16 protein-coding genes and 1 tRNA gene are annotated in these 19,798 nt (G+C 67.9%); 9 read left to right on the top strand and 8 right to left on the bottom strand.

What is annotated here, in order from left to right:
• Positions 1–55 precede the first annotated feature (55 nt).
• Positions 56–547, bottom strand: coding sequence for a macro domain-containing protein (locus tag PV646_RS08855; protein ID WP_500340944.1), 492 nt, complete (start codon positions 545–547; stop codon positions 56–58).
• 123 nt (positions 548–670) lie between these two features.
• On the opposite strand from PV646_RS08855, the gene PV646_RS08850 reads away from it, so the two are divergent.
• Together PV646_RS08850 and PV646_RS08845 are read left to right on the top strand one after the other, a co-directional pair.
• On the top strand, positions 671–1,351 hold the full coding sequence (locus PV646_RS08850; RefSeq protein ID WP_500340943.1) for a DUF4241 domain-containing protein: 681 nt from the start codon (positions 671–673) through the stop codon (positions 1,349–1,351).
• A gap of 60 nt (positions 1,352–1,411) precedes the next feature.
• Positions 1,412–1,894 carry a DUF6328 family protein gene (locus PV646_RS08845; RefSeq protein WP_500340942.1) on the top strand — a complete coding sequence of 161 codons (483 nt, stop codon included), beginning with the start codon at positions 1,412–1,414 and terminating at the stop codon, positions 1,892–1,894.
• Here the strand turns inward: PV646_RS08845 and PV646_RS08840 are convergent.
• Positions 1,853–2,548 carry a hypothetical protein gene (locus PV646_RS08840; protein ID WP_500340941.1) on the bottom strand — a complete coding sequence of 232 codons (696 nt, stop codon included), beginning with the start codon at positions 2,546–2,548 and terminating at the stop codon, positions 1,853–1,855. The two genes, PV646_RS08845 and PV646_RS08840, sit on opposite strands and share 42 nt — an antisense overlap.
• A 73-nt stretch (positions 2,549–2,621) precedes the next feature.
• On the bottom strand, positions 2,622–3,674 hold the full coding sequence (locus tag PV646_RS08835) for a serine hydrolase domain-containing protein (RefSeq protein WP_500340940.1): 1,053 nt from the start codon (positions 3,672–3,674) through the stop codon (positions 2,622–2,624).
• A gap of 245 nt (positions 3,675–3,919) precedes the next feature.
• Between PV646_RS08835 and PV646_RS08830 the strand changes: the two genes are divergently transcribed.
• Positions 3,920–5,311, top strand: a complete 1,392-nt coding sequence (locus PV646_RS08830; RefSeq protein ID WP_500340939.1) for an MDR family MFS transporter — start codon at positions 3,920–3,922, stop codon at positions 5,309–5,311.
• An 82-nt stretch (positions 5,312–5,393) separates the two neighbouring features.
• Here the strand turns inward: PV646_RS08830 and PV646_RS08825 are convergent, their stop codons facing one another.
• Positions 5,394–6,608, bottom strand: a complete 1,215-nt coding sequence (locus PV646_RS08825; protein ID WP_500340938.1) for a saccharopine dehydrogenase family protein — start codon at positions 6,606–6,608, stop codon at positions 5,394–5,396.
• 336 nt (positions 6,609–6,944) lie between these two features.
• Positions 6,945–7,020, bottom strand: a tRNA-Lys gene (locus PV646_RS08820).
• A gap of 277 nt (positions 7,021–7,297) precedes the next feature.
• Here PV646_RS08820 and PV646_RS08815 point away from each other — a divergent pair.
• The 3 genes from PV646_RS08815 (at position 7,298) to PV646_RS08805 (ending at position 10,539) form a co-directional block, all read left to right on the top strand.
• Positions 7,298–8,302 carry an aldo/keto reductase gene (locus PV646_RS08815; RefSeq protein ID WP_500340937.1) on the top strand — a complete coding sequence of 335 codons (1,005 nt, stop codon included), beginning with the start codon at positions 7,298–7,300 and terminating at the stop codon, positions 8,300–8,302.
• A gap of 99 nt (positions 8,303–8,401) precedes the next feature.
• Positions 8,402–9,520, top strand: coding sequence for a serine hydrolase domain-containing protein (locus tag PV646_RS08810; protein WP_500340936.1), 1,119 nt, complete (start codon positions 8,402–8,404; stop codon positions 9,518–9,520).
• Positions 9,517–10,539 carry a serine hydrolase domain-containing protein gene (locus PV646_RS08805; protein WP_500340935.1) on the top strand — a complete coding sequence of 341 codons (1,023 nt, stop codon included), beginning with the start codon at positions 9,517–9,519 and terminating at the stop codon, positions 10,537–10,539. The genes PV646_RS08810 and PV646_RS08805 overlap by 4 nt, the downstream gene beginning before the upstream one ends.
• A 13-nt stretch (positions 10,540–10,552) precedes the next feature.
• Here PV646_RS08805 and PV646_RS08800 read toward each other — a convergent pair whose 3' ends face one another.
• On the bottom strand, positions 10,553–11,461 hold the full coding sequence (locus tag PV646_RS08800; protein ID WP_500340934.1) for a CobW family GTP-binding protein: 909 nt from the start codon (positions 11,459–11,461) through the stop codon (positions 10,553–10,555).
• Between the two features lie 11 nt (positions 11,462–11,472).
• Entirely contained in the window at positions 11,473–12,285 is an 813-nt protein-coding gene (locus PV646_RS08795; RefSeq protein ID WP_500340933.1) for an LLM class F420-dependent oxidoreductase, read from the bottom strand.
• 77 nt (positions 12,286–12,362) lie between these two features.
• Here PV646_RS08795 and PV646_RS08790 point away from each other — a divergent pair, with 77 nt between their 5' ends.
• The 3 genes from PV646_RS08790 to PV646_RS08780 are packed head-to-tail and all read left to right on the top strand — an operon-like array spanning position 12,363 to position 19,248.
• Positions 12,363–12,890 (top strand): hypothetical protein, encoded by a 528-nt coding sequence (locus PV646_RS08790; RefSeq protein WP_500340932.1) that lies wholly within the window; start codon positions 12,363–12,365, stop codon positions 12,888–12,890.
• Positions 12,891–12,892: 2 nt separating this feature from the next.
• Positions 12,893–14,818: a flotillin family protein gene (locus PV646_RS08785; RefSeq protein WP_500340931.1), complete on the top strand. Its 1,926-nt coding sequence runs from the start codon at positions 12,893–12,895 to the stop codon at positions 14,816–14,818.
• A complete protein-coding gene (locus PV646_RS08780; protein ID WP_500340930.1) occupies positions 14,815–19,248 on the top strand; it encodes a DNA repair ATPase in 4,434 nt (1,477 codons plus the stop codon). The genes PV646_RS08785 and PV646_RS08780 overlap by 4 nt, the downstream gene beginning before the upstream one ends.
• On the opposite strand, the gene PV646_RS08775 is transcribed toward PV646_RS08780, so the two are convergent.
• Complete coding sequence (locus PV646_RS08775; protein ID WP_500340929.1) at positions 19,245–19,742, bottom strand: hypothetical protein; 498 nt, start codon at positions 19,740–19,742, stop codon at positions 19,245–19,247. The genes PV646_RS08780 and PV646_RS08775 overlap by 4 nt on opposite strands.
• Positions 19,743–19,798: the final 56 nt, after the last annotated feature.

Below are 19,798 nucleotides of genomic sequence, written 5' to 3'. Positions count from 1 at the left end.
CCTGCCGTGATCTTCACCGAGAGTGACCGCGATGGCCTCGTTGTCGAGACCTCGGTCACACGCTCCGGGCGAGGAGGTCGTACGTCTCCTGGTCGAACGCCACCAGCCGGATCTCGTCGACGATCGGCAGCGACCGGATCGCCTGGACCGCGATCCGCGCGGCCCGTCCGGCGGGGAAGCCGTAGATCCCGGTCGCGATGGCCGGGAACGCGATGCTCAGCGCGCCGAGTTCGCCCGCCAGCCGCAACGACTCGACGTAGCAGCTCCTCAGCACCTCGTCCTCACCGTGCGAGCCGCCCTCCCAGACCGGCCCGACCGTGTGGATCACGTGCTCGACCGGCGCGAGGTCGAACGCGGGAGTGGCGACGGCCTTGCCCGGAGCACACGGCGCGAGCTTCGAGCCCGCCTCCGCGAGCCGCGGCCCCGCCGCGCGGTGGATCGCCCCGTCGACCCCGCCGCCACCGAGCAGGGACTCGTTCGCCGCCGTGACGATGATGTCGACTTCCTGTCGAGTGATGTCGCCCAGCACGACTTCGATCGTCCCCATGCTGACCAGCGTGGCAGCGGATTCGTTGCGGCAACTGGGGTCTTCACTCACGGCGAACACCCCCGGTACCCCGATCGGGTGTCAGGGCCTTCTGCCAACATGCAGTCGGAGGTGGCCTAGCTCATGGGGGCGGTTGCACTGATCAGGTCCGGGTTCGAGCGGTTCTTCGTCGACGGGCCGGTGGGCACGTCGACAGGTGGCGGCGAACAGCAGGTCATCACCGTCGAAGAGGTGGGTGAGCTGGCCCTGCCGACGGGCAGACTCGTGGCGGCAGACCCGTTCGTCGTGTGGCCGGAGGACGCCGAGGCGTTCACCGACGCCGTCGAGCCGGGCAAGTACCCGGTGTCGGTCTCGCTGGTCTCCTACATCGACGGCGACGGTGTCCCCGACGAGCGGCAGGGCTATCGGGTCGCGGCCGCCAGGGTGACGATCAGCGACGAGCCCGCGTACTCGTGGCGGCCCGCGGTGATGCCGGGCGAGCACGTGCCGATGCTGCCGGTGATGCCGGAGTTCGGGTACGACGTGAAGTCGAGCACCGGCGCGTTCTTCGACCTCGCCGCCGCTTCGGTGCTGGACCGCCTGGTCAGCGACGACGAACTGGGCAACTGCGACCTGATCGACGCGCTCGGCGCGGTGGGCGGCGGCCGTGGCCCGGCGAACGTGACCGAGCCGCGGTCGGGGCTGAACGTAGTGGCGTTCTCGACGGGCTGGGGCGATGGCGTCTACCCGACGTGGGTCGGCCGCAACACCGCGGGTGACCCCGTCGCGTTCGTCACCGACTTCTTCGTGATCAACAAGGTCTGACAGGCGACGCTCTGATCCCTTGCGGCGTTTCAACCGGCGGAACGCGGGTAAGCGCAGGTGATGAGTGAAGCTGAGGAGTCCGATCAGCGCAGACTCGCCCGCAACATCAACGAGCTGCTCCAGGAACTGCGCGTGGCCCAGGCCGGCGTGCAGATCCTGTTCGGTTTCCTGCTCTCCATCGCCTTCACCGAGAAGTACACCTCGGTCAGCGGCTACATCCGCGTCACGCACCTCGTCACGGTGCTGTGCGCGGCGGTGGCGGTCGCGTTCCTCACCGCGCCCGCCGCGTGGCACCGGGTCCTGTTCCGCCAGGGCCGCCGCGAGGACGTGGTCCGGCACGGCAACACGTTCGCCCTGGCCGGCCTCGCCTTCCTGGCCCTGGCGATGACCGGCACCGTTCTCCTCCTCGCCGAGGTGGTCCTCGGCGGCTGGCCTGCCGTGGCGGTAGGGGCGCTGGCGTTCGCCGTGTTCACCGGCCTCTGGTTCGCGCTGCCGTTCGCCTCATCCCATGGTGCTCAGCACCGCGAGCGCCCCGAGTCCTAACGCGATCGGCACGGCCGTCAGCACGTTCTTCCGCGTGGGTCGCGGCTGTGCTCGCAACGTCCGAATTCCCAACGGCACCAAGGCAACGCACAGCCCGATCGTGCCGACGATCGACAACACCTCGGTGCCTTTCAGGACGCCGAGCGGCAGCAGTCCCATGGTCGCCAGCGCCACCGCCCGGACCTTGCCGAGCACCTCGCCGCGGTACGCCCCGATCGCCAGCACGAACCAGCCGAACATGATCGTGAAGGACAGGAAGCTGAACAGGTGCAGGTCGCCGTACCCGCGCGCGACCAGTTCGGTGGCCTGCGTGACGCCCAGGTGCCTGGTGGCGCTGAAGGCCGCTTGGTCGACCCCGGCGTGGAAGGTCCGCGCGAACAGCCCGACCGTCACCAGCACCCCGCCCCAGGCCGCCCACCGGGGACTTCGGACGCCGATCCGTTGCGCCAGGTACGCGACCGCCGCCCACATCACGACGTTGCCAGCCAAAAATGCGGTGTACGCCGCCTGCATCACCCCGGGATGCTCGGCGGCCGCCCTCAGTTGGTCGGGGAAGAAGAAGTGGAACGGCGACCGCAACAGCGTGCCCGCCAGCAACAGCACCGGCCCGGCGATCAGCGCCGCGCCACCAACCCACCCGTTCGGAAACCTCATGGTCGTAGACGCTGTCACCGTTGTGACGGGACGTGATCGGCCTGCGGTCCGACTTCCCTCTCGGCCCGTGGTCCTAGACCCGATAGGCCACCGACCCGTTGTGCAGGAACCGAGCTCGTCCTTCCTCGTCCTCGCCGACCAGTGAGAACACCTGATGTCCGTCGCTCGTGGGTTCGACGGTGATGACGGAGCTGTCGCCGTGCCGCACGACCTCGACCCTCTTCTTCTGGCCGAGATCCGTACGCGGCTGATAGATCAGGGTCTCTTCGTCCAGGGTGATGTCGTAAAACTGAGTGCGGTAGGTGCCGCACATCCGAGCCGCGTCGATCGGCCCGGAGTTTTCCGCAGGTGTGGGCGGTGCTTCCGTCGTGACGTCCGTCAACAGGTCGGTGAAGACCTTGTGCGCCAGCAGTTCGCTGTTCGCGCAGTCGGTCAGCACGGCCACCGCAGTGCCGGATTCCGGTACCACGCGTAGATAAGCCCTGTGCCCCCTCGCCACCCCGGTGTGCCCGACGACGTCGTCCCGGTAGAGCATCCACCCGAGCCCCCACCCGACGACCCCGCCGCCGAAGTCGGGAACGGCGTCGACCTGGACCTCCCGCAGGACCGCGAGTGCCGGGTCGTCGAGGTGCAGCTTCACGAACTCGAGCAGCTCCCGCGCGTTCATCGCGATGTCCGACGCGCCGGGCGCCGTGCCGTGACCGACCCCGGTGACCACGGTCCGCAACCCGAGCGGCTCGACCAGCCGTTCGCGCAGCACGTCGTCGAACGGCCGGCCGCTCACCGCCTCCACCAGCCGCGCCAGCACGACGAACCCGCTGTTGGAGTAGGAGAAGACCGTTCCGGGCGGGACGACCTGGTCCTCCGACGCGAGCGCGATGCCGCCCATGTGCGTGAGGAGATGACGAGCGGTGAGAGCCGGGTCGAACCCAGGCAGATGCCGGCGAACCGGCTGGTCGAGGTCCAACTGACCTTCGTCCACGAACTGCTGCACGAGCGTCGCCGTCCAGAGCTTGGTGATCGACCCGACCCGGAACACCTCGTCCGCTGCCTCGCCCTGGACCTCCCCACCTGCCAGCAAGGCCACCTGGACACCCGGCAGGTCGTACTTCGTGATCAACCCCATGCCGAAAAACTTAGAGAGCACCGTGTCGATTCCAGGTCTGCCCGTTCGACGCACAGGTAGAAGCCGAAAACCCGGATGAGACCACCGCGACTTTGAGGGAGACTCGGGCGTACCGATGAGTTCCTTCGACGCTGCAGGTCTTCTCCGGTGTCACGAAGAACCTGATGCCAGCAACCGAGTGAGGGCCTGACATGCCTGCTGCGATCCAAGACCGACCCACCACACGAGGGGGTAAAACACCGCTTGTGGTGCGCCTTCTGGTGCTGGCGACGTTCGTCGTGATCCTCAACGAGACCCTGATGATCAACGCGATTCCACGCTTGATGGAGTCGATGCACGTGACCGAACAGGCCGCCCAGTGGGTCTCGACGGCGTTCATGCTCACCATGGCCGCGGTGATCCCGGTCACCGGCTGGTTCCTGCAGCGAGTCACCACCCGCCAGGGCTACACGATCGCCATGGGCGTCTTCCTGGCCGGCACCGCACTCTCCGCGGTAGCGCCGACGTTCACGATCCTCCTGCTGGGCCGCATCGTGCAGGCCGCAGGCACCGCAGTGATGATGCCGCTTCTCATGACCACGCTCATGACCGTTGTCCCGGAACAGGACCGCGGCCGAGTGATGGGCAACGTGACCCTGGCGATCTCGGTGGCCCCGGCTCTCGGTCCGGCCATCTCAGGCCTGATCCTCCAGCTCGGCTCCTGGCGCCTGCTCTTCGTGGCAGTCCTCCCGATCGCGGGCGCGGTGACGTACTTCGGCCTCCGCCACCTCGACAACATCGGCGAACCCCAGGTCAGCACCCTCGACTGGGCATCGGCAGCCATGGCAACCCTGGGCTTCGGCGGCCTGGTCTACGGCCTGAGCCTCTTCGGCGAGGGCCACTCCAACCTGGGCCCGAGCATCGGCATCGTCGTGGCAGGCGCGGCCACCATCGCGTTCTTCGTGCTCCGCCAGCTCAAACTGCAGCGAACCGGCGCCCCGCTGATGGACCTCCGAACCCTCACCCACCGCACCTTCGCGCTGGCGCTGGCCCTCATGTGCATCGCGTTCCTCGCCATGATGGGCTCGATGATCCTGCTGCCCCTCTACCTGCAGAACCTGCGGGGCCTCACCCCGTTGCAGACGGGCCTGCTCCTCATGCCGGGCGGCCTCGCCATGGGCGTGCTGGGCCCCACCGTGGGCCGAATCTACGACCGCCTGGGCAGCCGCCCACTGGTCGTCCCCGGTTCCATCGGCATCGTCCTGTCCCTGGCCGGCTTCACCCAGGTCTCGATGACCATGCCGTACTGGCAGGTCCTGGCCCTGCACGCTCTGCTGATGGTGAGCCTGGCAGCGACCTTCACGCCGATCTTCACCCTGGGCATGGGCGCACTGCCGTCGAACATGTACCCGCACGGCAGCTCGATCCTCGGCACCCTCCAGCAGGTGGCGGCGGCCCTCGGCACCGCTCTGGTCGTGACCGTGATGTCGGCCCGCTCCAGCTCCCTGGTGGCCGACGGCGTGGCCGCCGCTTCGGCGCAGTTGAGCGGGATGAGGGTGGCGTTCGTGATCGCCACCGTGCTGGCGGTGGGAACGATCGTGGCCGCGGTCCTGCTGCCGAACCGGACCACGTCGTCCGGCGACGTGATGGTGCACTGACGTCTGTTCATGGCAGAGCAGAAGGGGCCGGCGTTGGCGTTCAACGTCGGCCCCTTCTGCTCCTGCGGAGCGAAGTAATGGGTCAGGCGGCCGTGACGTCGTAGGTGTGTCCGGCGATGCGGAGGCGGTCGATCAGGGCACGGCCCATGGCCGTCGCCGGTGTGAGCGAGCCGGACCGCTGCGGGAGGTCGTCCAGGGCCAGGCAGAGGGCGCTCTGCCCGAGCATGACGGCCGTGGCCGCGTAGCCGGGATCGCCCGGCCCGGCGACCGTGGCCCGGTAGCGGCGCCCCGAACTGGTGGTGGCGTGCAGCACCGAGCGGAACCAGCCCTTCGCGCGGGCCTGTTCGCCGGGCCCGGTGCCGGGTGCGGGCAGCACCCGGTCGAGCAGGCCGCGAACGGGCTTGACCGACATCGCGCCGACCAGCCCGACCAACCCACCGGTGATGCCGGCCGCCATGAGCGCTCCGGTGACGCCCGACCCTGCGCCCATGACCTCGCCGTAGCGCAGCGCCGGCCCGTAGGCCCAGTCGAGCAAGGCGTTGCTGCGTCGCACGATGCGCGTGTTGAACGGGGCCATGACGAACGGCGCCTGCCATGAGCCATCGGCGGCTCGGGAGGGCATCCCCGCGTCACGGGGCTGGGCCGGCGTCGGCTCGGCGGCGCGGTCGGGACTGAGCGCGTGCAGGTCTGCGGCGACGCGCCGAAGACCTGGGTTGCTCTCATAGGCCTCGATCTGTGCCCGCAGCGAGTCGATCGTGCCGCCACTGAACCCGCCCCTGGCCGTGGCCACCAGCCGCACATCGGTGAGCTGACCGGCGCCGTCGGCCTCGGCCCGCTCGTGCAGCATCAACGTGCCCAGGTCGGACGGGATCGAGTCGTAGCCGCAGGCGTGCACGATCCGAGCGCCGGACTCCAGGGCCAGTTCGTGCACGGCGTCGATCGCGGCGCGGACGAACAGCACCTCACCGGTCAGGTCCGCGTAGTGCGTACCGGCACGCGCGCAAGCCTCGACGACCGGCAACCCGTAGCGCAAGTACGGGCCGACGGTGGTGGCCAGCACCCGCGTCGACGAGGCCAGCGCAGCCAGCCCGGCCGGGTCCCGCGAGTCGGCGACGATCAGCGGCCACTCCCGCGCCGCCGGAGGCAGCCCGGCCCGGGTGGCGGCCAGCTTGTCCGCCGACCGCCCAGCCAGCGCGATCCGCACGCCCGCAGGGGCGTACCTGGCCAGGTGTTCGGCGGTCAGTGCCCCGACGAACCCGGTGGCGCCGAAGAGGACGACGTCATGCTCACGATCCATGACCGCCAGCATGCCCTCCGAACCCGGCGGCTGCGCTGGTCGGTTGCCGACGGACCTCCTGGGTGCGGTGTGGAACGCGGTTGTGGCTCCCGGACGCCCGTGCTCACCGCTACCGGACTGGGACGCACGGAACTGCTGGCACAGCGCCCAGTCCAGGGCGATCGTGGCGAGGAACGCGTCTTCGCCCAGCGCGAGCAACGGCCCGTCGCAGCAGCGCTGGTCGTGGACGTCTGGTCGGTGCTTGGCCCCGGAAGTTGAGAATTAGGGAGTAGGGCGCATCAAAGGTGTGCCAGCGATCTTGAGATGTGAAACCCCCAGGCCTGTGACCTGGGGGTTTGGTGGGCCGCCAGGGACTCGAACCCTGAACCCGAAGATTAAAAGTCTCCTGCTCTGCCAATTGAGCTAGCAGCCCTCGCCGGGACAGCCTACCGATCTCCCCCTCCGCATGTCCTCCGGGTTCCCAACCTCACGGTTGACGCACGACCACCACGGTCAGAACCAGCCCGCCGAACAACACCCAAGAGGATCAGGCAAGAAGCAGGCCGGATCGGAGTACCAGGACAAGGCGAGCGAGCGCTGGAATTGGAGGTGTCAGCCAACGATCCCGAGGAGTCACGAAGATGCCACTCGACCACTACGTCACCCTGGGCCGCTCCGGCCTCCGCGTCAGCCCTTTCGCCCTCGGCGCGATGACCTTCGGCGAGGACCCCGGGGCCGCCGGCAGCAGTGTCGAGGAGTCCGAGAAGATCCTTCGGGCTTATCTCGATCGTGGTGGGAACTTCATCGACACCGCCAACTTCTACACCAACGGGCACTCGGAGAAGATTCTCGGCGACTTCTTCAAGGCCCGGAAGAACAGGGACCGGGTCGTGTTGGCCTCCAAGTTCTTCTGCAACATGCATCCTGGCGACCCAAACGGTGGCGGAGCTGGACGCGGCGCCGTCAAGAGGCAGCTCGACGAGACCCTGCGGAGGCTCGGCACCGACTACCTCGACCTCTACTGGATGCACAACTGGGATCGGAACACGCCTGTCGAGGAGACGATGCGGGTTCTTGACGATCTGGTGGGATCGGGCAAGGTCGGGTACATCGGGTTCTCCAACGTGCCTGCTTGGGTGACGGCTCAGGCGCAGACGATGGCGCTGCTTCGCGGGTGGACGCCGTTGATCGCGTTGCAGGTCGAGTACTCGCTCCTGGCGAGGACCGTTGAGGGGGAGATCGGGCCCATGAGCAGGGACCTGGGGTTGGCGCTGGTGCCTTGGAGTCCGCTCAAGAACGGGTTCCTCAGCGGCAAATACCGCAGGAACGTGCAGGTCAGCGACTCGGAGCGGGTCAAGTTCGTCGGGGGGCCCAGCGACGGGGAGTTCGAGGTCATCGATGTGGTGACCGCAATCGCCGACGAGCTTGGGGTTGCTGCTGCGGCTGTGTCGTTGGCCTGGCTTCGGCAGCGGGGCGGCACTGTGGTGCCGATCATCGGTGCGCGGAAGCTGGAGCACCTCGAGAGCAACCTCGACGAGGTGGTGTTGACCGCGGAACAGGTCACCAGGCTTGATGAGGTGTCGCGGCCCGAGCTCAACTATCCGGCGAACCTGCACGGGGAGTTGCGGGCGATGTTGCAGTTCGCCGGCACGACGGTCGACGGCGAGGCTTCGGGTGTCTATCCGCCGCTTTTGCAGAGCGACGTTCGCTACTGAGGTAGAGCCTGCTCCACCTCGGGAACGGAAGCGTGCGTGACTGCGCTGACCCCCACTTGATTGGAAATCTGTCCTCACCACGGCAAGGGGAGGCACAGGATGAAGAAGACGCTGGTTGGAGTCTTGGCGGCGGCCATGTTGTTCAGTGGAACGGCGATGGCCGCGTCGCCCACCACCGTTCAGAGGCAGCTCGACGGGTTGACGAAGCAGCACAAGTTTCCGGCGGCGCTGGGGACCACGACTGAGGCCAACGGTAAGACGACGGCCTACACGTCGGGTACGTCCGAGTTGGGCAAGCGGACGCCGGTGCCGAGGAACGGGCAGGTTCGGGCGGGCTCCAACACCAAGGCGTTCGTGGCGACTGTGGTCATGCAGCTCGTGGCGGAGGGCAAGGTCGAGCTCGACAAGCCGATCAACCACTACCTGCCCGGCGCTGTGAAGGACGACCGGATCACCGTCCGGCAGCTGCTCAACCACACCAGCGGGCTCGCGAACTACACCGAGTTCATGGGGCTCGACAAGTTCGAGGAGGTGCGGCACCGCTACGTGGAGCCGCGTGAGCTGCTGGACATCGGCAACGCCCACCCCAAGACCGGCGAGCCCGGCGAGAAGTTCAAGTACAGCAACACGAACTACGTGTTGCTCGGGCTGCTGGCGCAGAAGGTCACCGGGCGGCCGATCGCGGAGAACGTCGACCAGCGCATCATCCAGAAGATCAAGCTCAAGGACACCTACTGGCCCGGTGTCGGTGAGCAGACGATTCGTGGCAAGCACCCGCGGGGGTACTCGAAGACGGGCAACGGCATCGAGGACGTGACCGAGCTCGACCCCAGCTGGGGCTGGGCGGCCGGCCAGATCATCTCCAGTACCAAGGACCTCAACACCTTCTACCGCGCGCTGCTCAAGGGTGAGCTGTTGCCGAAGGCGCAGCTCGCGGAGATGCAGAAGACCGTCGACACCAAGGGCGAGATGTGGTCGGGTGTGGAGTACGGCCTCGGCATCGCGAGCACGCCGCTTTCGTGCGGTGGGCGGGCTTGGGGTCACGGTGGTGACATCCACGGGTACGAGACGCGTGGCGGTGTCGCGCCGGACGGCAGGGCGTTCTCTGTTGCTGTGACGGCGTTGCCGGGTACTTTCCAGGACACGCCGGAGGACGCCGGCAAGGCTCACGACGCGATGCTGGCCACTGTGGACGCTGCTCTGTGTGGTGCCAAGTGATCGCCGCGGCCGCGCTCACGGCGCTGACTCTCCTTGTCCCCCAGCAGCTCGACCAGATCGTCAAGGACGGCACGCCCGGCGTCGAGGCGCACGTGCGGGGTGACAACCACGCCAGGGGGAACGCGCCGGTCAACGGGCAGGTGCGGATCGGCAGCATCACCAAGTCGTTCGTGGCGGTGGCGACGTTGCAACTGGTCGCCGAGAAGAAGGTCGAGCTCGACAAGCCGGTCAACCAGTACGTGCCGCACGTCAAGGACAGCCGCATCACGGTGCGCCAGGTTCTCCAGCACACCAGCGGGTTGCCGGACTACGTGATCCAGGTCGGGGTGCCGAAGATCGCCGACATCCGCGACCGGTACTTCGCGCCGCACGACCTCCTGGACGTGGCCCTCCAGCAGCCCAAGAGGTTCGAGCCGGGCGAGAAGTACGAGTACAGCAACACGAACTACGTCGTCGCCGGGCTGCTGATCCAGAAGGCCTCCGGACGACCGGTCGGCGAGGCCATCGACAAGGTGATCGCCAAGGCCGGGTTGAAGGACACGTACTGGCCGGCCCAGGGCGAGCAACGCATCCGCGGCCGCCACGCCCAGGCCTACGCGCTGAGCGACCTGCTCGACCCGAAGTCGAAGGTGGTCAACGCGACGGAGATCGAGACGTCCGCCGCGTGGGCGTCCGGTGCGATGGTCTCCACGCCCAAGGACGTCGCCAAGTTCTACAACGCCCTGCTCCAGGGCAAGGTCCTGAACAAGCCTCAGCTCGACGAGATGCGCAAGACCGTCACCGTCGACGAGAAGAGCGCCTATGGACTCGGCCTCGAGGCCACCAAGCTCAGCTGCGGCGGAGTCTGGTGGGGGCACGGCGGGTCGATCCACGGCTGGGCGTCGCTCGGCGGTGCCACCGACAGCGGTAAGAACGCGGCGATCACACTCACCGCGCTGCCCGGCACGTTCGGGGACGACCCCATGAAGAAGTTCCAGCAGATGTTCGACGTGATGGACACCGCGTTCTGCAAGAAGTAGTCACCAAAAGGCGTCAGCGGGCGTACCGGAGCACCCAGAGCATGTCCTGCTCGGTGACCGGTCCGTCCGCGACGCACGCCAGCAGCCAGTCGGTCAGCACCTCCGGATCGATGCCCGCCCCGATCAGCACCAGCTGAGTCGGGGCGTCGTCGACTTCGGTGAACGAGACGTACGCGCCGACGGTGTGCAGCATGAACGTGCCGAGGGGGAACCGCACGAAACCCTTGGCGCGGAACAATCCCTCGGGTCGAGCCGAAAGAAAGTCCATGAACAGCTTGGGGTGCAACGGCTCCGCGCATTCGAACGACGCGCTGTCGTACGAGGCGTGCGCGTGCGTGGAGTGGTCGTCCAGGTCGTCGAACGACAGCTGACGCGGCCCCAGGTCCGGCGGGCGCACCTCGAACAGCAACGCCGGGTCGATCTGTCCGTAGGACACCGGCAGCACCGGAGCCGAGCAGGGCAGCGAAGGCAACGACGAGACGCGGTCGACCTTGTTCAGCACGACCAGATCCGCCAGCGCGAGGTCGCGTTCCAGGTGCGGGACAGCCGAGAGCTCCACCGCGTCGGCCACGTAGATCAGCCCGCCGTACGACACCCCCGGCGCCTGCAACACCATCCGCACCATCGCCGCCGGCTCGGCCAGACCGGACGCCTCGATCACGATGACGTCCAGGTCCGCCGAGGCCAGCCGCGTCAGCATCCCGTCCAGCTCGGTGCCGTCGACGGCGCAGCACAGGCAGCCGTTCGACAGCGACACCATCGAGTCGACCTGGGCCGAGACGGAGAACGCGTCGATGTTGATCTGCCCGAAGTCGTTCACCACGACGCCGATCCGCGTGCCGCCGGACGTGCGCAGCAGGTGGTTGAGCAGGGTGGTCTTGCCGGAACCGAGGAAGCCGGCGAGCACGACGACGGGGATCACGACGTCCGAGGCTAGCCGGTGAACTCCGCGTTGCGCCGCAGCACCTCGTCGACGGTGCCGTCGAACATCGGCGGGTAGATCACCAGCTCGTCCACGCCCAGGTCCTCGTACTCGCGCACGACCTCGGCGGTGAGCGGGACCTGCGCGGACACGCTGATCCGGAAGCCTGAGGGACGTTCCGGGAACCGGGCCAGGTGGCCGCGGATGTCGTCGGGCGTGCCGATGCCGAACCAACCCTGCCCGCGCGTCACGGCCCGCCGGAACGCCGAGGGGCTGTGCCCCCCGACGACCACGCGCACGTTGGACGGACGGGGATGGGCGTCGATGCCGGCGAACGACACGAACTTCCCGGCGAACGACGGCGCCTCCGCGTGCCACAGCTGGTCCATCGCGTCGAGGTACTCGTCGGTCCGCGCGCCCCGATCGGCGAACGTCGCTCCGACCGCGGTCATCTCCGGTTCGAGGTAACCCGCGCCGACGCCGAGCGTGAACCGGCCGCCGCTGAGCAGGTCCAGCGACGCCACCTGCTTCGCGAGCACGAGCGGGTTGCGCTGGGGCAGGATCACGATCCCGGTCGCGAGCTCCAGGGTGGACGTGACGGCCGCCACATAACTCAGGTGTGCCAGCGGATCCACGATCACGGTGTCCGGTTCGGACGGTGACGGGTCGACGCGCGGTGACGGCAGCACCACGTGGTCGGACGCCCACCAAGACCGGTAGCCGAGCGACTCGGCCAGCTGGGCGAGCCTCCGCGTCTCGTCGGGTCCTGCCGTGTCACCGATGTTGAGCCCCTGCACCCCGATGTCCATGGTCGGGGCAACCATCGATTTCCATCGATCATTCCCGAAAACGCAACGAAACGGCCCTTCGGCGCATCAGAATGTCGAGAAGGGGGGCGATGATGACCGAGTTCCTGGCTGCCGCGCTGGCGTTTCCGACGGTGCTGTTCAGCCTGCTGTTGCTCATAGTGCTCGCCTACTGGCTCACAGTGGCGTTGGTGGGCCTGGACTTCGACGCCCCCGTCATGCCGATTTCCATCTCGATGTTCATCGTGATCACGTGGTTCGCGGCGCTCGTCGGCACCGTGTACACGCCCGAGGGCAAGCTCCGGTACGCGGTCCTCGCGGGCTCGCTGCTCGTGGGCGCGCTCGTCACGAAGATCCTTCTCATCCCGGTCAGGAACTGGACGAAACCGGAGAAACCGGCGTCCCGCAACGACTTCGTCGGCCGCACCGCGGTCGTCAGGACCTCCAGGGTCACCGAGCAGTACGGGCAGGCCGAGGTGACCGCCGACGACGGCGGTACGGCGGTCGTTCAGGTGCGAGCGGCGCAGAGCACCGAACTCAAAGCGGGACAGACCGCGTTGATCTTCGACTACGACGCAGAGGGCGAGTTCTTCTGGGTCGTGGACATCACCACAGGGGGCTGAACATGGGTGCGATCTCCACGGGGCTGATCGTTCTGATCGCCGTGAGCGCGGTCGTGCTGATCTTGGCGTTGATCACGCTGAGCAGACTTTTCAAGAAGTGCGAACAGGGCAAGGCGCTGATCGTCTCGAAGATGCGCAAGGTCGACGTGACCTTCACGGGCACCGTCGTGCTCCCGGTGCTGCACCGGTGCGAGACGATGGACATCTCGGTGAAGACCATCGAGATCCGCAGGGCCGGCAACGAGGGCCTGATCTGCAAGGACAACATCCGCGCGGACATCCGCATCACGTTCTTCGTGCGGGTCAACAAGACCGTCGAGGACGTCATCAAGGTCGCGCAGGCGATCGGCACCGAGCGCGCGAGCCACGAGCAGACGCTGCAGGAGCTGTTCAACGCCAAGTTCTCCGAGGCGCTCAAGACCGTCGGCAAGCAGCTCGACTTCGTCGACCTCTACACCCACCGCGACGAGTTCCGCGACCGGATCGTGCAGGTCATCGGCACCGACCTCAACGGCTACAGCCTCGAGGACGCGGCCATCGACTACCTGGAGCAGACGCCGCTCAAGCAGCTCGACCCGGCGAACATCCTGGACGCGCAGGGCATCCGCAAGATCACCGAGCTGACCGCGATCGAGCACGTCAAGACCAACGAGTTCACCCGCAACGAGGAGAAGGAGATCACGCGCCAGAACGTCAACGCGCGTGAGGCGATCCTCGAGCTCGAACGGCGCCAGGCCGACGCGGAGATCAACCAGAAGCGCGCGATCGAGACGGCCCGCGCGCAGCAGGAGGCGGAGACCCAGAAGGTCCAGGCCGAGGAACGGCTCAAGGCCAACACCGCGTTCATCCGCACCGAGGAACAGCTCGGCATCCAGACCGAGAACAAGGCCCGCGAGATCGCCGTCGCCGAGAAGAACCGCGAGCGCGTGATCGCCGTCGAGACCGAGCGCATCGAGAAGGACCGCATGCTGGAGGTCATCGCCCGCGAACGCGAGACCTCGCTGCGCATGATCGAGAAGGACAAGGAGCTCGAGCACGAGCGCCGCGCGATCGCCGACCTGGTGCGTGAGCGCGTCGCCGTCGAGAAGACGGTGGCCGAGCAGGAGGAGAACATCAAGCGCCTGCGTGCGGTCGAGGAGGCCGAGCGCGACCGTCAGCAGATCATCATCCGCGCCGAGGCCGAGGCGCAGGAGTCGCTGGTCAAGGACATCAAGGCCGCCGAAGCCGCCGAGCAGTCGGCACAGCACAAGGCCAGGGAAGAGGTCGTGCTCGCCGAGGCGCGCAACAAGGCCGCCGAACTGGACACCCGCTCCAAGATCCGTCTGGCGGAGGGTGCGCAGGCCGAGGCCGCCGCGAAGGGGCTGGCGGACGCCCTGGTCAAGGAACGCGACGCCGCCGCCTCCGAGGCGTTCGGTCGCGCCGAGGCCGTCGTCGACCGCGAGAAGGCACTGGCCGACGCCGAGGGCATCAAGGAACGCCTCAAGGGTGAGGCGGAAGGCCTGTCGCACAAGGCGGAGGCGATGGCCGCGCTCGACACGGCCACCCGCGAGCACGAGGAGTACCGACTGCGCCTCGAAGCGGAGAAGGAGATCCGGCTCAGGGGCATCGACGTGCAGCGTGAGATCGCCGAGGCCCAGGCCATGGTCCTCGCGGCCGGCCTGGAGAAGGCCGACATCGACATCGTCGGTGGCGACACGATGTTCTTCGACAGGATCGCCAGCTCGATCACGGCGGGCAAGCAGGTCGACAGCTTCGTCGGCAACTCCGACGTCGTGCAGGCGCTGGGTTCCAAGTGGATGGACGGGACGTCGAACTTCCCCGAGGACCTGACCAAGATCCTCAGCTCGTTCACGACCGGTGACGCGCAGAACATCGCCGCGGCGATCGCGCTCACCCAGATGGCCAAGAACAACGGCCAGAACGCATGACGGTGTCCAACCCTTCTGGTCTGGACGCCGGAACCTACGAGGTGCTGCGGACCCGGCTGGCCGAACAGGCCGCCGGGCTCGCCCGGAACACGGAAGCGCTGAACGCCCAGCGCGTCGAGACGTTCGGCAGCACGGCCCTCGAACTCGTGTCCACCGAACGCATCCGCACCGAGAACAACTGCGTACCACGGGACATCGTGGCACTCGGCGACGTGATGCTGTTCGGCTACAACGTCTTCATGGGCCTCAAGCCCGAGACCGCGGTCAACGACGTCTTCGCGGCACACGGCAGGGACTTCGGCACGGTCGAGGCCGACTTCCTCCAGGACCCGAGGTTCCGCAACGACTTCGCCGAGCTGTACCGCTACTACCGCGAGACGCGACTGCTCCAGCTGCGCATCGTCGAGTCACGGCTGCTCGCGGTGTTCCAGACCGGCACGCGGATCGAGGACATCAAGGTCCTGCGCTGGGACGTCAAGGTCGACGGCTCGGTCACCTACGTCGACGACCTGGGCGACCGCGACCACGTCTTCCCGCCCGCGCACGACTTCACGTGGGTCGAGACGACCCGCGAGCAGCACGTGCTCGGCCGGCACCCGCACATCGCCATCGACAACGAGGTGTTCGTCGAGACGGTCGGCGGCACGCTGACCGTCAAGATCGAGGACAACACCGAGTCCGGCGAGGGCGTCTACTCCGAGCCCGTCGACGAGCCGTTGCAGAGCCTCGCGGACGCCGAGATCCACTACGCCCGCGTCGGCCCGCTGATCCTCCTCAAGATCCTGCCGTACAAGGAGACGGCGTGGCGGCACCTGGTGTTCAACACCCGCACCAAGGAGGTCACCAGGCTCGACGGCATCGGCCAGGCCTGCCAGCGGCTCCCCGAGGACCAGGGCATCATCTTCCCGGGCGGGTTCTACCTGGTCACGGGCGCGGACAAGACGTTCGACGTCGACACCGACGAGCTGGAGTTCGAACGGGTCGTCAGGTCGGCGAACGGCGAGGACGTGCTGTTCGTCTACCACGCCCGCCGCGAGGGCCGCAGCCTCCTGTTGCCCTACAACGTGATCCGCAAGGAAGTCGCGACCCCGATCACCTGCCACGGCTACTCGCTCTTCGCCGACGGCACGCTGGTGGTCTTCCGCGAGACCGGTTCCGAACCGGTGCGCGTGCACCCGATGCAGGTCTGGCGCACGCCGTTCATGGCCGACGAGGTGCTGCCCGACCAGGCGGGCCCGCTCGCCCGCATCGGCAACGCCGAACTCGTCCGCGGCATCTCGGACTGCCTGTCTATCACCAGGATGAGCGCCGAGATGACCCCGAGCGCGCCGGTGTTCGAGGGCCTGATCGCCCTGTGCACCAGGGTGGTCGACAGCGTGCACTGGCTCGACGAACTGGGCCTCAAGCAGGACGTCCAGGCCGTCCGCGCCACGGCCGAGCAGGTGCTGGACGAGTTCGAGGCCGTTCGCACGCTCACCGAGCACGCGGCCCGGCAGCTCCACGAGGCCGGGGAGAAACTGGCCAGCCTGATCAGGCTCGCCAGGTCTGCCGCCCCGCGCAGTGCCGACGAGTGGGTGCGGCTGCTGGCCGACCTCAGGTCCGCCCAGGGCCGTCTGATCACCCTCAAGGACCTCAAGTACGTCGACGTCGAGGAGATCGACCGGCGAGAAGCCGAACTGGTCGAGGAGCTCGGCGCGTCCGCACGCAGAGCCGTCGCGTTCCTCAGCGGTGAAGGCGCGTTCTCCCAGTACCACGAGGAGATCGAGCAGATCGCGGCCGCGGAGCTCAGGACCGCCGCCGAGGCGAAGCCGTTGCGTGAACGGCTCGCACAGCAGCAGACCGGCCTGGAGGTGCTGACCGAGGTCGTCAGCACGCTCGACGCCGCCGACACCACGACCCGCACGCAGATCCTGGCGAGCATCGGCGAGGTGCTGGCCGCGGTCAACCGCGCACGCGCCACTGTGGACGGACGGCGGACCCAGCTCGCGAACGCCGAGGGCCGCGCCGAGTTCGCCGCGGAGTTCGCGCTGCTCGGCCAGTCCATCACGGGCGCGCTGTCGGTCGCGGACACCCCGCAACGCTGCGACGACCAGCTCGGCCGGCTCCTGCTGCAACTGGAGAACCTCGAGTCGCGGTTCGGTGAGTTCGACGACTTCCTCGCCCAGATCGGTGCCAAGCGCACGGACGTCTACGAGGCCTTCTCCGCCCGCAAGCAGACGTTGCTCGACGAAGGGGCGAGAAGAGCCGACCGGCTCGTGCAGTCCGCGGAACGGGTGCTCGGCACGATCCGCCGTCGCATCGGGAAGCTGACCTCGACCGACGAGATCAACACGTACTTCGCCGGCGACCCGATGGTCGCCAAGGTCCGCACGGTCGCCGACCAGCTCAGGGAACTCGGCGACGTCCGGGCCGACGAGCTCGACGCGAGTCTGCGCGATGCCCGGCAGGAGGGAGGCCGGGCACTGCGTGACCGGACCGACCTGTACGACGGCGCGTCGATCGTGCTCGGCCGCCATCGTTTCCCGGTGACGACCGAGCCGATGAACCTCACCCTCGTGCCCCGCGACGGCAAGCTCTTCTACGCCGTCACCGGCACCGACTACCGCAGCGCGGTCACCGACGGCGAGTTCGCGCGGACCAAGGGTTTCTGGGACCAGTTGCTGGTGAGTGAAACCCAGGACGTCTACCGGTCCGAGCACCTCGCCGGCTGCCTGCTCGCCGAAGGCCGCACGGACGTCACGAACGCCGCCGCGGAACGCTACGACGAAGGCTACGAGAAGGGCGTCCACGACCACGACGCCGAGAAGATCCTCGCTGTCCTGCAACGACTTCACGCCGGCGCCGGACTGCTGAGGTATCCGCCGCGGGCACGGGCCGAAGCGCAGGTCTTCTGGTCGGAACAGCCGGCGGACCAGCGCGCGGTGTGGGCGCGCAAGGCCGAGTCACTGGCCAGGGCCCGCACGATCTTCGGTGGCACGCACGGGATTCCCGAGCTGTGCGGGCAGTTCGGACTCGAGGAGCTCACCGCCGAGTACCTGTTCGAGGAACTCGCCTGCGAGCCCAAGGGATTCGTCACCAGCAAGGCCGCCCGCGCGGTGATCGACAGGTTCCGCGCGGTGGTCACCGAGGAGCTCCACGACCGCGACCTGATCGAGGCCTGGCTGCACGCGTTCCTGAAGGACGAGGACTGCCCGGAGTTCCCCGAGGTCGTCGCCGTCCTGCTCACCGACCTGCCGCGCTACGACTCCAGCGCGTCGCTGACCGAGACCGTCACGGGCCTGCTCGGCACGCACCCGCGCGTGCACAACCAGTCGATGGACCTGCGCCTGGACGAAACCCTCACCAGGCTCAGGACCTTCAGCTCCGAACAGGTCCCCGCCTTCCGCGCCTACCAGCGCAAGCGCGACGAACTGCTCGCCGAGGAACGCCGCAGGCTCAGGCTCGACGACTACAAACCCGCCGTGCTGAACACGTTCGTGCGCAACAGGTTGCTGAACGAGGTCTACCTGCCGTTGATCGGCGACAACCTCAGCAAGCAGCTCAACGACGGCACCGGCCTGCTGATGCTGATCTCCCCGCCCGGGTACGGCAAGACGACGCTCATGGAGTACGTCGCGAACCGTCTGGGCATGGTGTTCGTCAAGGTCAACGGCCCGGCGCTCGGCACCGGCGTCACCTCGCTCGACCCGGCGGAGGCACCCAACGCCACCGCGCGCCAGGAGGTCGAGCGGATCAACTTCGCGTTCGCCCTGGGCAGCAACGTCCTGCTGCACCTGGACGACATCCAGCACACCTCGCCGGAGCTGCTGCAGAAGTTCATCTCCCTGTGCGACGCCCAGCGCAGGGTCGAGGGTGTCTGGGACGGCGAGCCGCAGACGTTCGACCTGCGGGGCAAGCGCTTCGCCGTGTCGATGGCCGGAAACCCGTACACCGAGACGGGTCGTGCGTTCCGCGTCCCCGACATGCTCGCGAACCGCGCGGACGTGTGGAACCTCGGTGACGTGCTGTCCGGTCGCGATGAGCTGTTCGCGTTGAGCTACCTGGAGAACGCGTCCGGCTCGAACCCGACCCTGGGTGGTGTCGACGTGGAACCGTTGGTGCGCCTGGCGAACGGCGAGAGCGTCCGCCACGAGTACGAGACCGTCGAGCTCGAACGCATGCTCTCCGTCGTCCGGAAGCTGCGACGGATCCAGCAGGTCGTGCTCAAGGTCAACCAGGCCTACATCGCGTCCGCGGCCGACCCGTCCGAGCAGCCGTTCCTGTTGCAGGGCAGCTATCGCAACATGAACAGGATGGCCGCGCGGATCGTGCCGGCGATGAACGACGACGAGGTCGAGGCGTTGATCGACGACCACTACCTCGGTGAGGCGCAGCTGCTCGGCGCGCTGGCGGAAGCGAACCTCGCGACACTGCGGCAGCTCAAGGGTTAACTCTCGTCGCAGCTCAGCTCGAACCGGTCGAACCGGCCGTTGCCGGGACCACGCACGTCGGTCGGTTCGAGCTGGTGCTCCTCCAGGAACTCGCAGAACTCGTCGGCGTCGAGCGGCCACTGCAGGCAGTGCTTGAGGTCGTCGCCGAGGAGCTTCGAATCACACCGCAGCAGGTCGTACAGGTTCGGTCTGGGCTTTCCCGGTGGCGGCGGCGGTCTGTGCCCCGGAGGAGGCGGCGGTGGCGGCCGGTCGGCATCCCCTCGTGCGGGCGGCGGCGGAGGGGGAGGCGGTGGTGGCGGTGGCCGCTGGACCCCGACGGCGGAGACGGTGGTCGTGGCGGTCGCGGTGACGACCTCGGGCGGCAGGGGCGGCGGAGCGACCAGGCGGATGTCGACGGGCTTGTCCGGGGGTGCCGAGAACAAAGCCGCGATCAGGGCCGCGCCCATCACCGCCACCGCGGCTGCGAAGTAGCCGCGGCGTCTGACACCTGTCATCGCTTCCGCTCCCCAGGTTCCGCCTGCCCGGTAGCCGCCGTCCCCGTGGAATCGTT

Origin of the sequence: Streptomyces sp. ID05-26A, assembly GCF_033794685.1 — a bacterium.
Taxonomy (GTDB): domain Bacteria; phylum Actinomycetota; class Actinomycetes; order Mycobacteriales; family Pseudonocardiaceae; genus Lentzea.
This window is presented reverse-complemented; position numbering and strand designations above follow the sequence as displayed.

Coding starts and splice junctions, on each gene's coding strand:
- PV646_RS08855 (WP_500340944.1), bottom strand. CDS start 547: ATGGGGACGATCGAAGTCGTGCTGGGCGACATCACTCGACAGGAAGTC.
- PV646_RS08850 (WP_500340943.1), top strand. CDS start 671: ATGGGGGCGGTTGCACTGATCAGGTCCGGGTTCGAGCGGTTCTTCGTC.
- PV646_RS08845 (WP_500340942.1), top strand. CDS start 1,412: ATGAGTGAAGCTGAGGAGTCCGATCAGCGCAGACTCGCCCGCAACATC.
- PV646_RS08840 (WP_500340941.1), bottom strand. CDS start 2,548: ATGAGGTTTCCGAACGGGTGGGTTGGTGGCGCGGCGCTGATCGCCGGG.
- PV646_RS08835 (WP_500340940.1), bottom strand. CDS start 3,674: ATGGGGTTGATCACGAAGTACGACCTGCCGGGTGTCCAGGTGGCCTTG.
- PV646_RS08825 (WP_500340938.1), bottom strand. CDS start 6,608: ATGGATCGTGAGCATGACGTCGTCCTCTTCGGCGCCACCGGGTTCGTC.
- PV646_RS08815 (WP_500340937.1), top strand. CDS start 7,298: ATGACCTTCGGCGAGGACCCCGGGGCCGCCGGCAGCAGTGTCGAGGAG.
- PV646_RS08810 (WP_500340936.1), top strand. CDS start 8,402: ATGAAGAAGACGCTGGTTGGAGTCTTGGCGGCGGCCATGTTGTTCAGT.
- PV646_RS08795 (WP_500340933.1), bottom strand. CDS start 12,285: ATGGTTGCCCCGACCATGGACATCGGGGTGCAGGGGCTCAACATCGGT.
- PV646_RS08790 (WP_500340932.1), top strand. CDS start 12,363: ATGACCGAGTTCCTGGCTGCCGCGCTGGCGTTTCCGACGGTGCTGTTC.
- PV646_RS08785 (WP_500340931.1), top strand. CDS start 12,893: ATGGGTGCGATCTCCACGGGGCTGATCGTTCTGATCGCCGTGAGCGCG.
- PV646_RS08780 (WP_500340930.1), top strand. CDS start 14,815: ATGACGGTGTCCAACCCTTCTGGTCTGGACGCCGGAACCTACGAGGTG.
- PV646_RS08775 (WP_500340929.1), bottom strand. CDS start 19,742: ATGACAGGTGTCAGACGCCGCGGCTACTTCGCAGCCGCGGTGGCGGTG.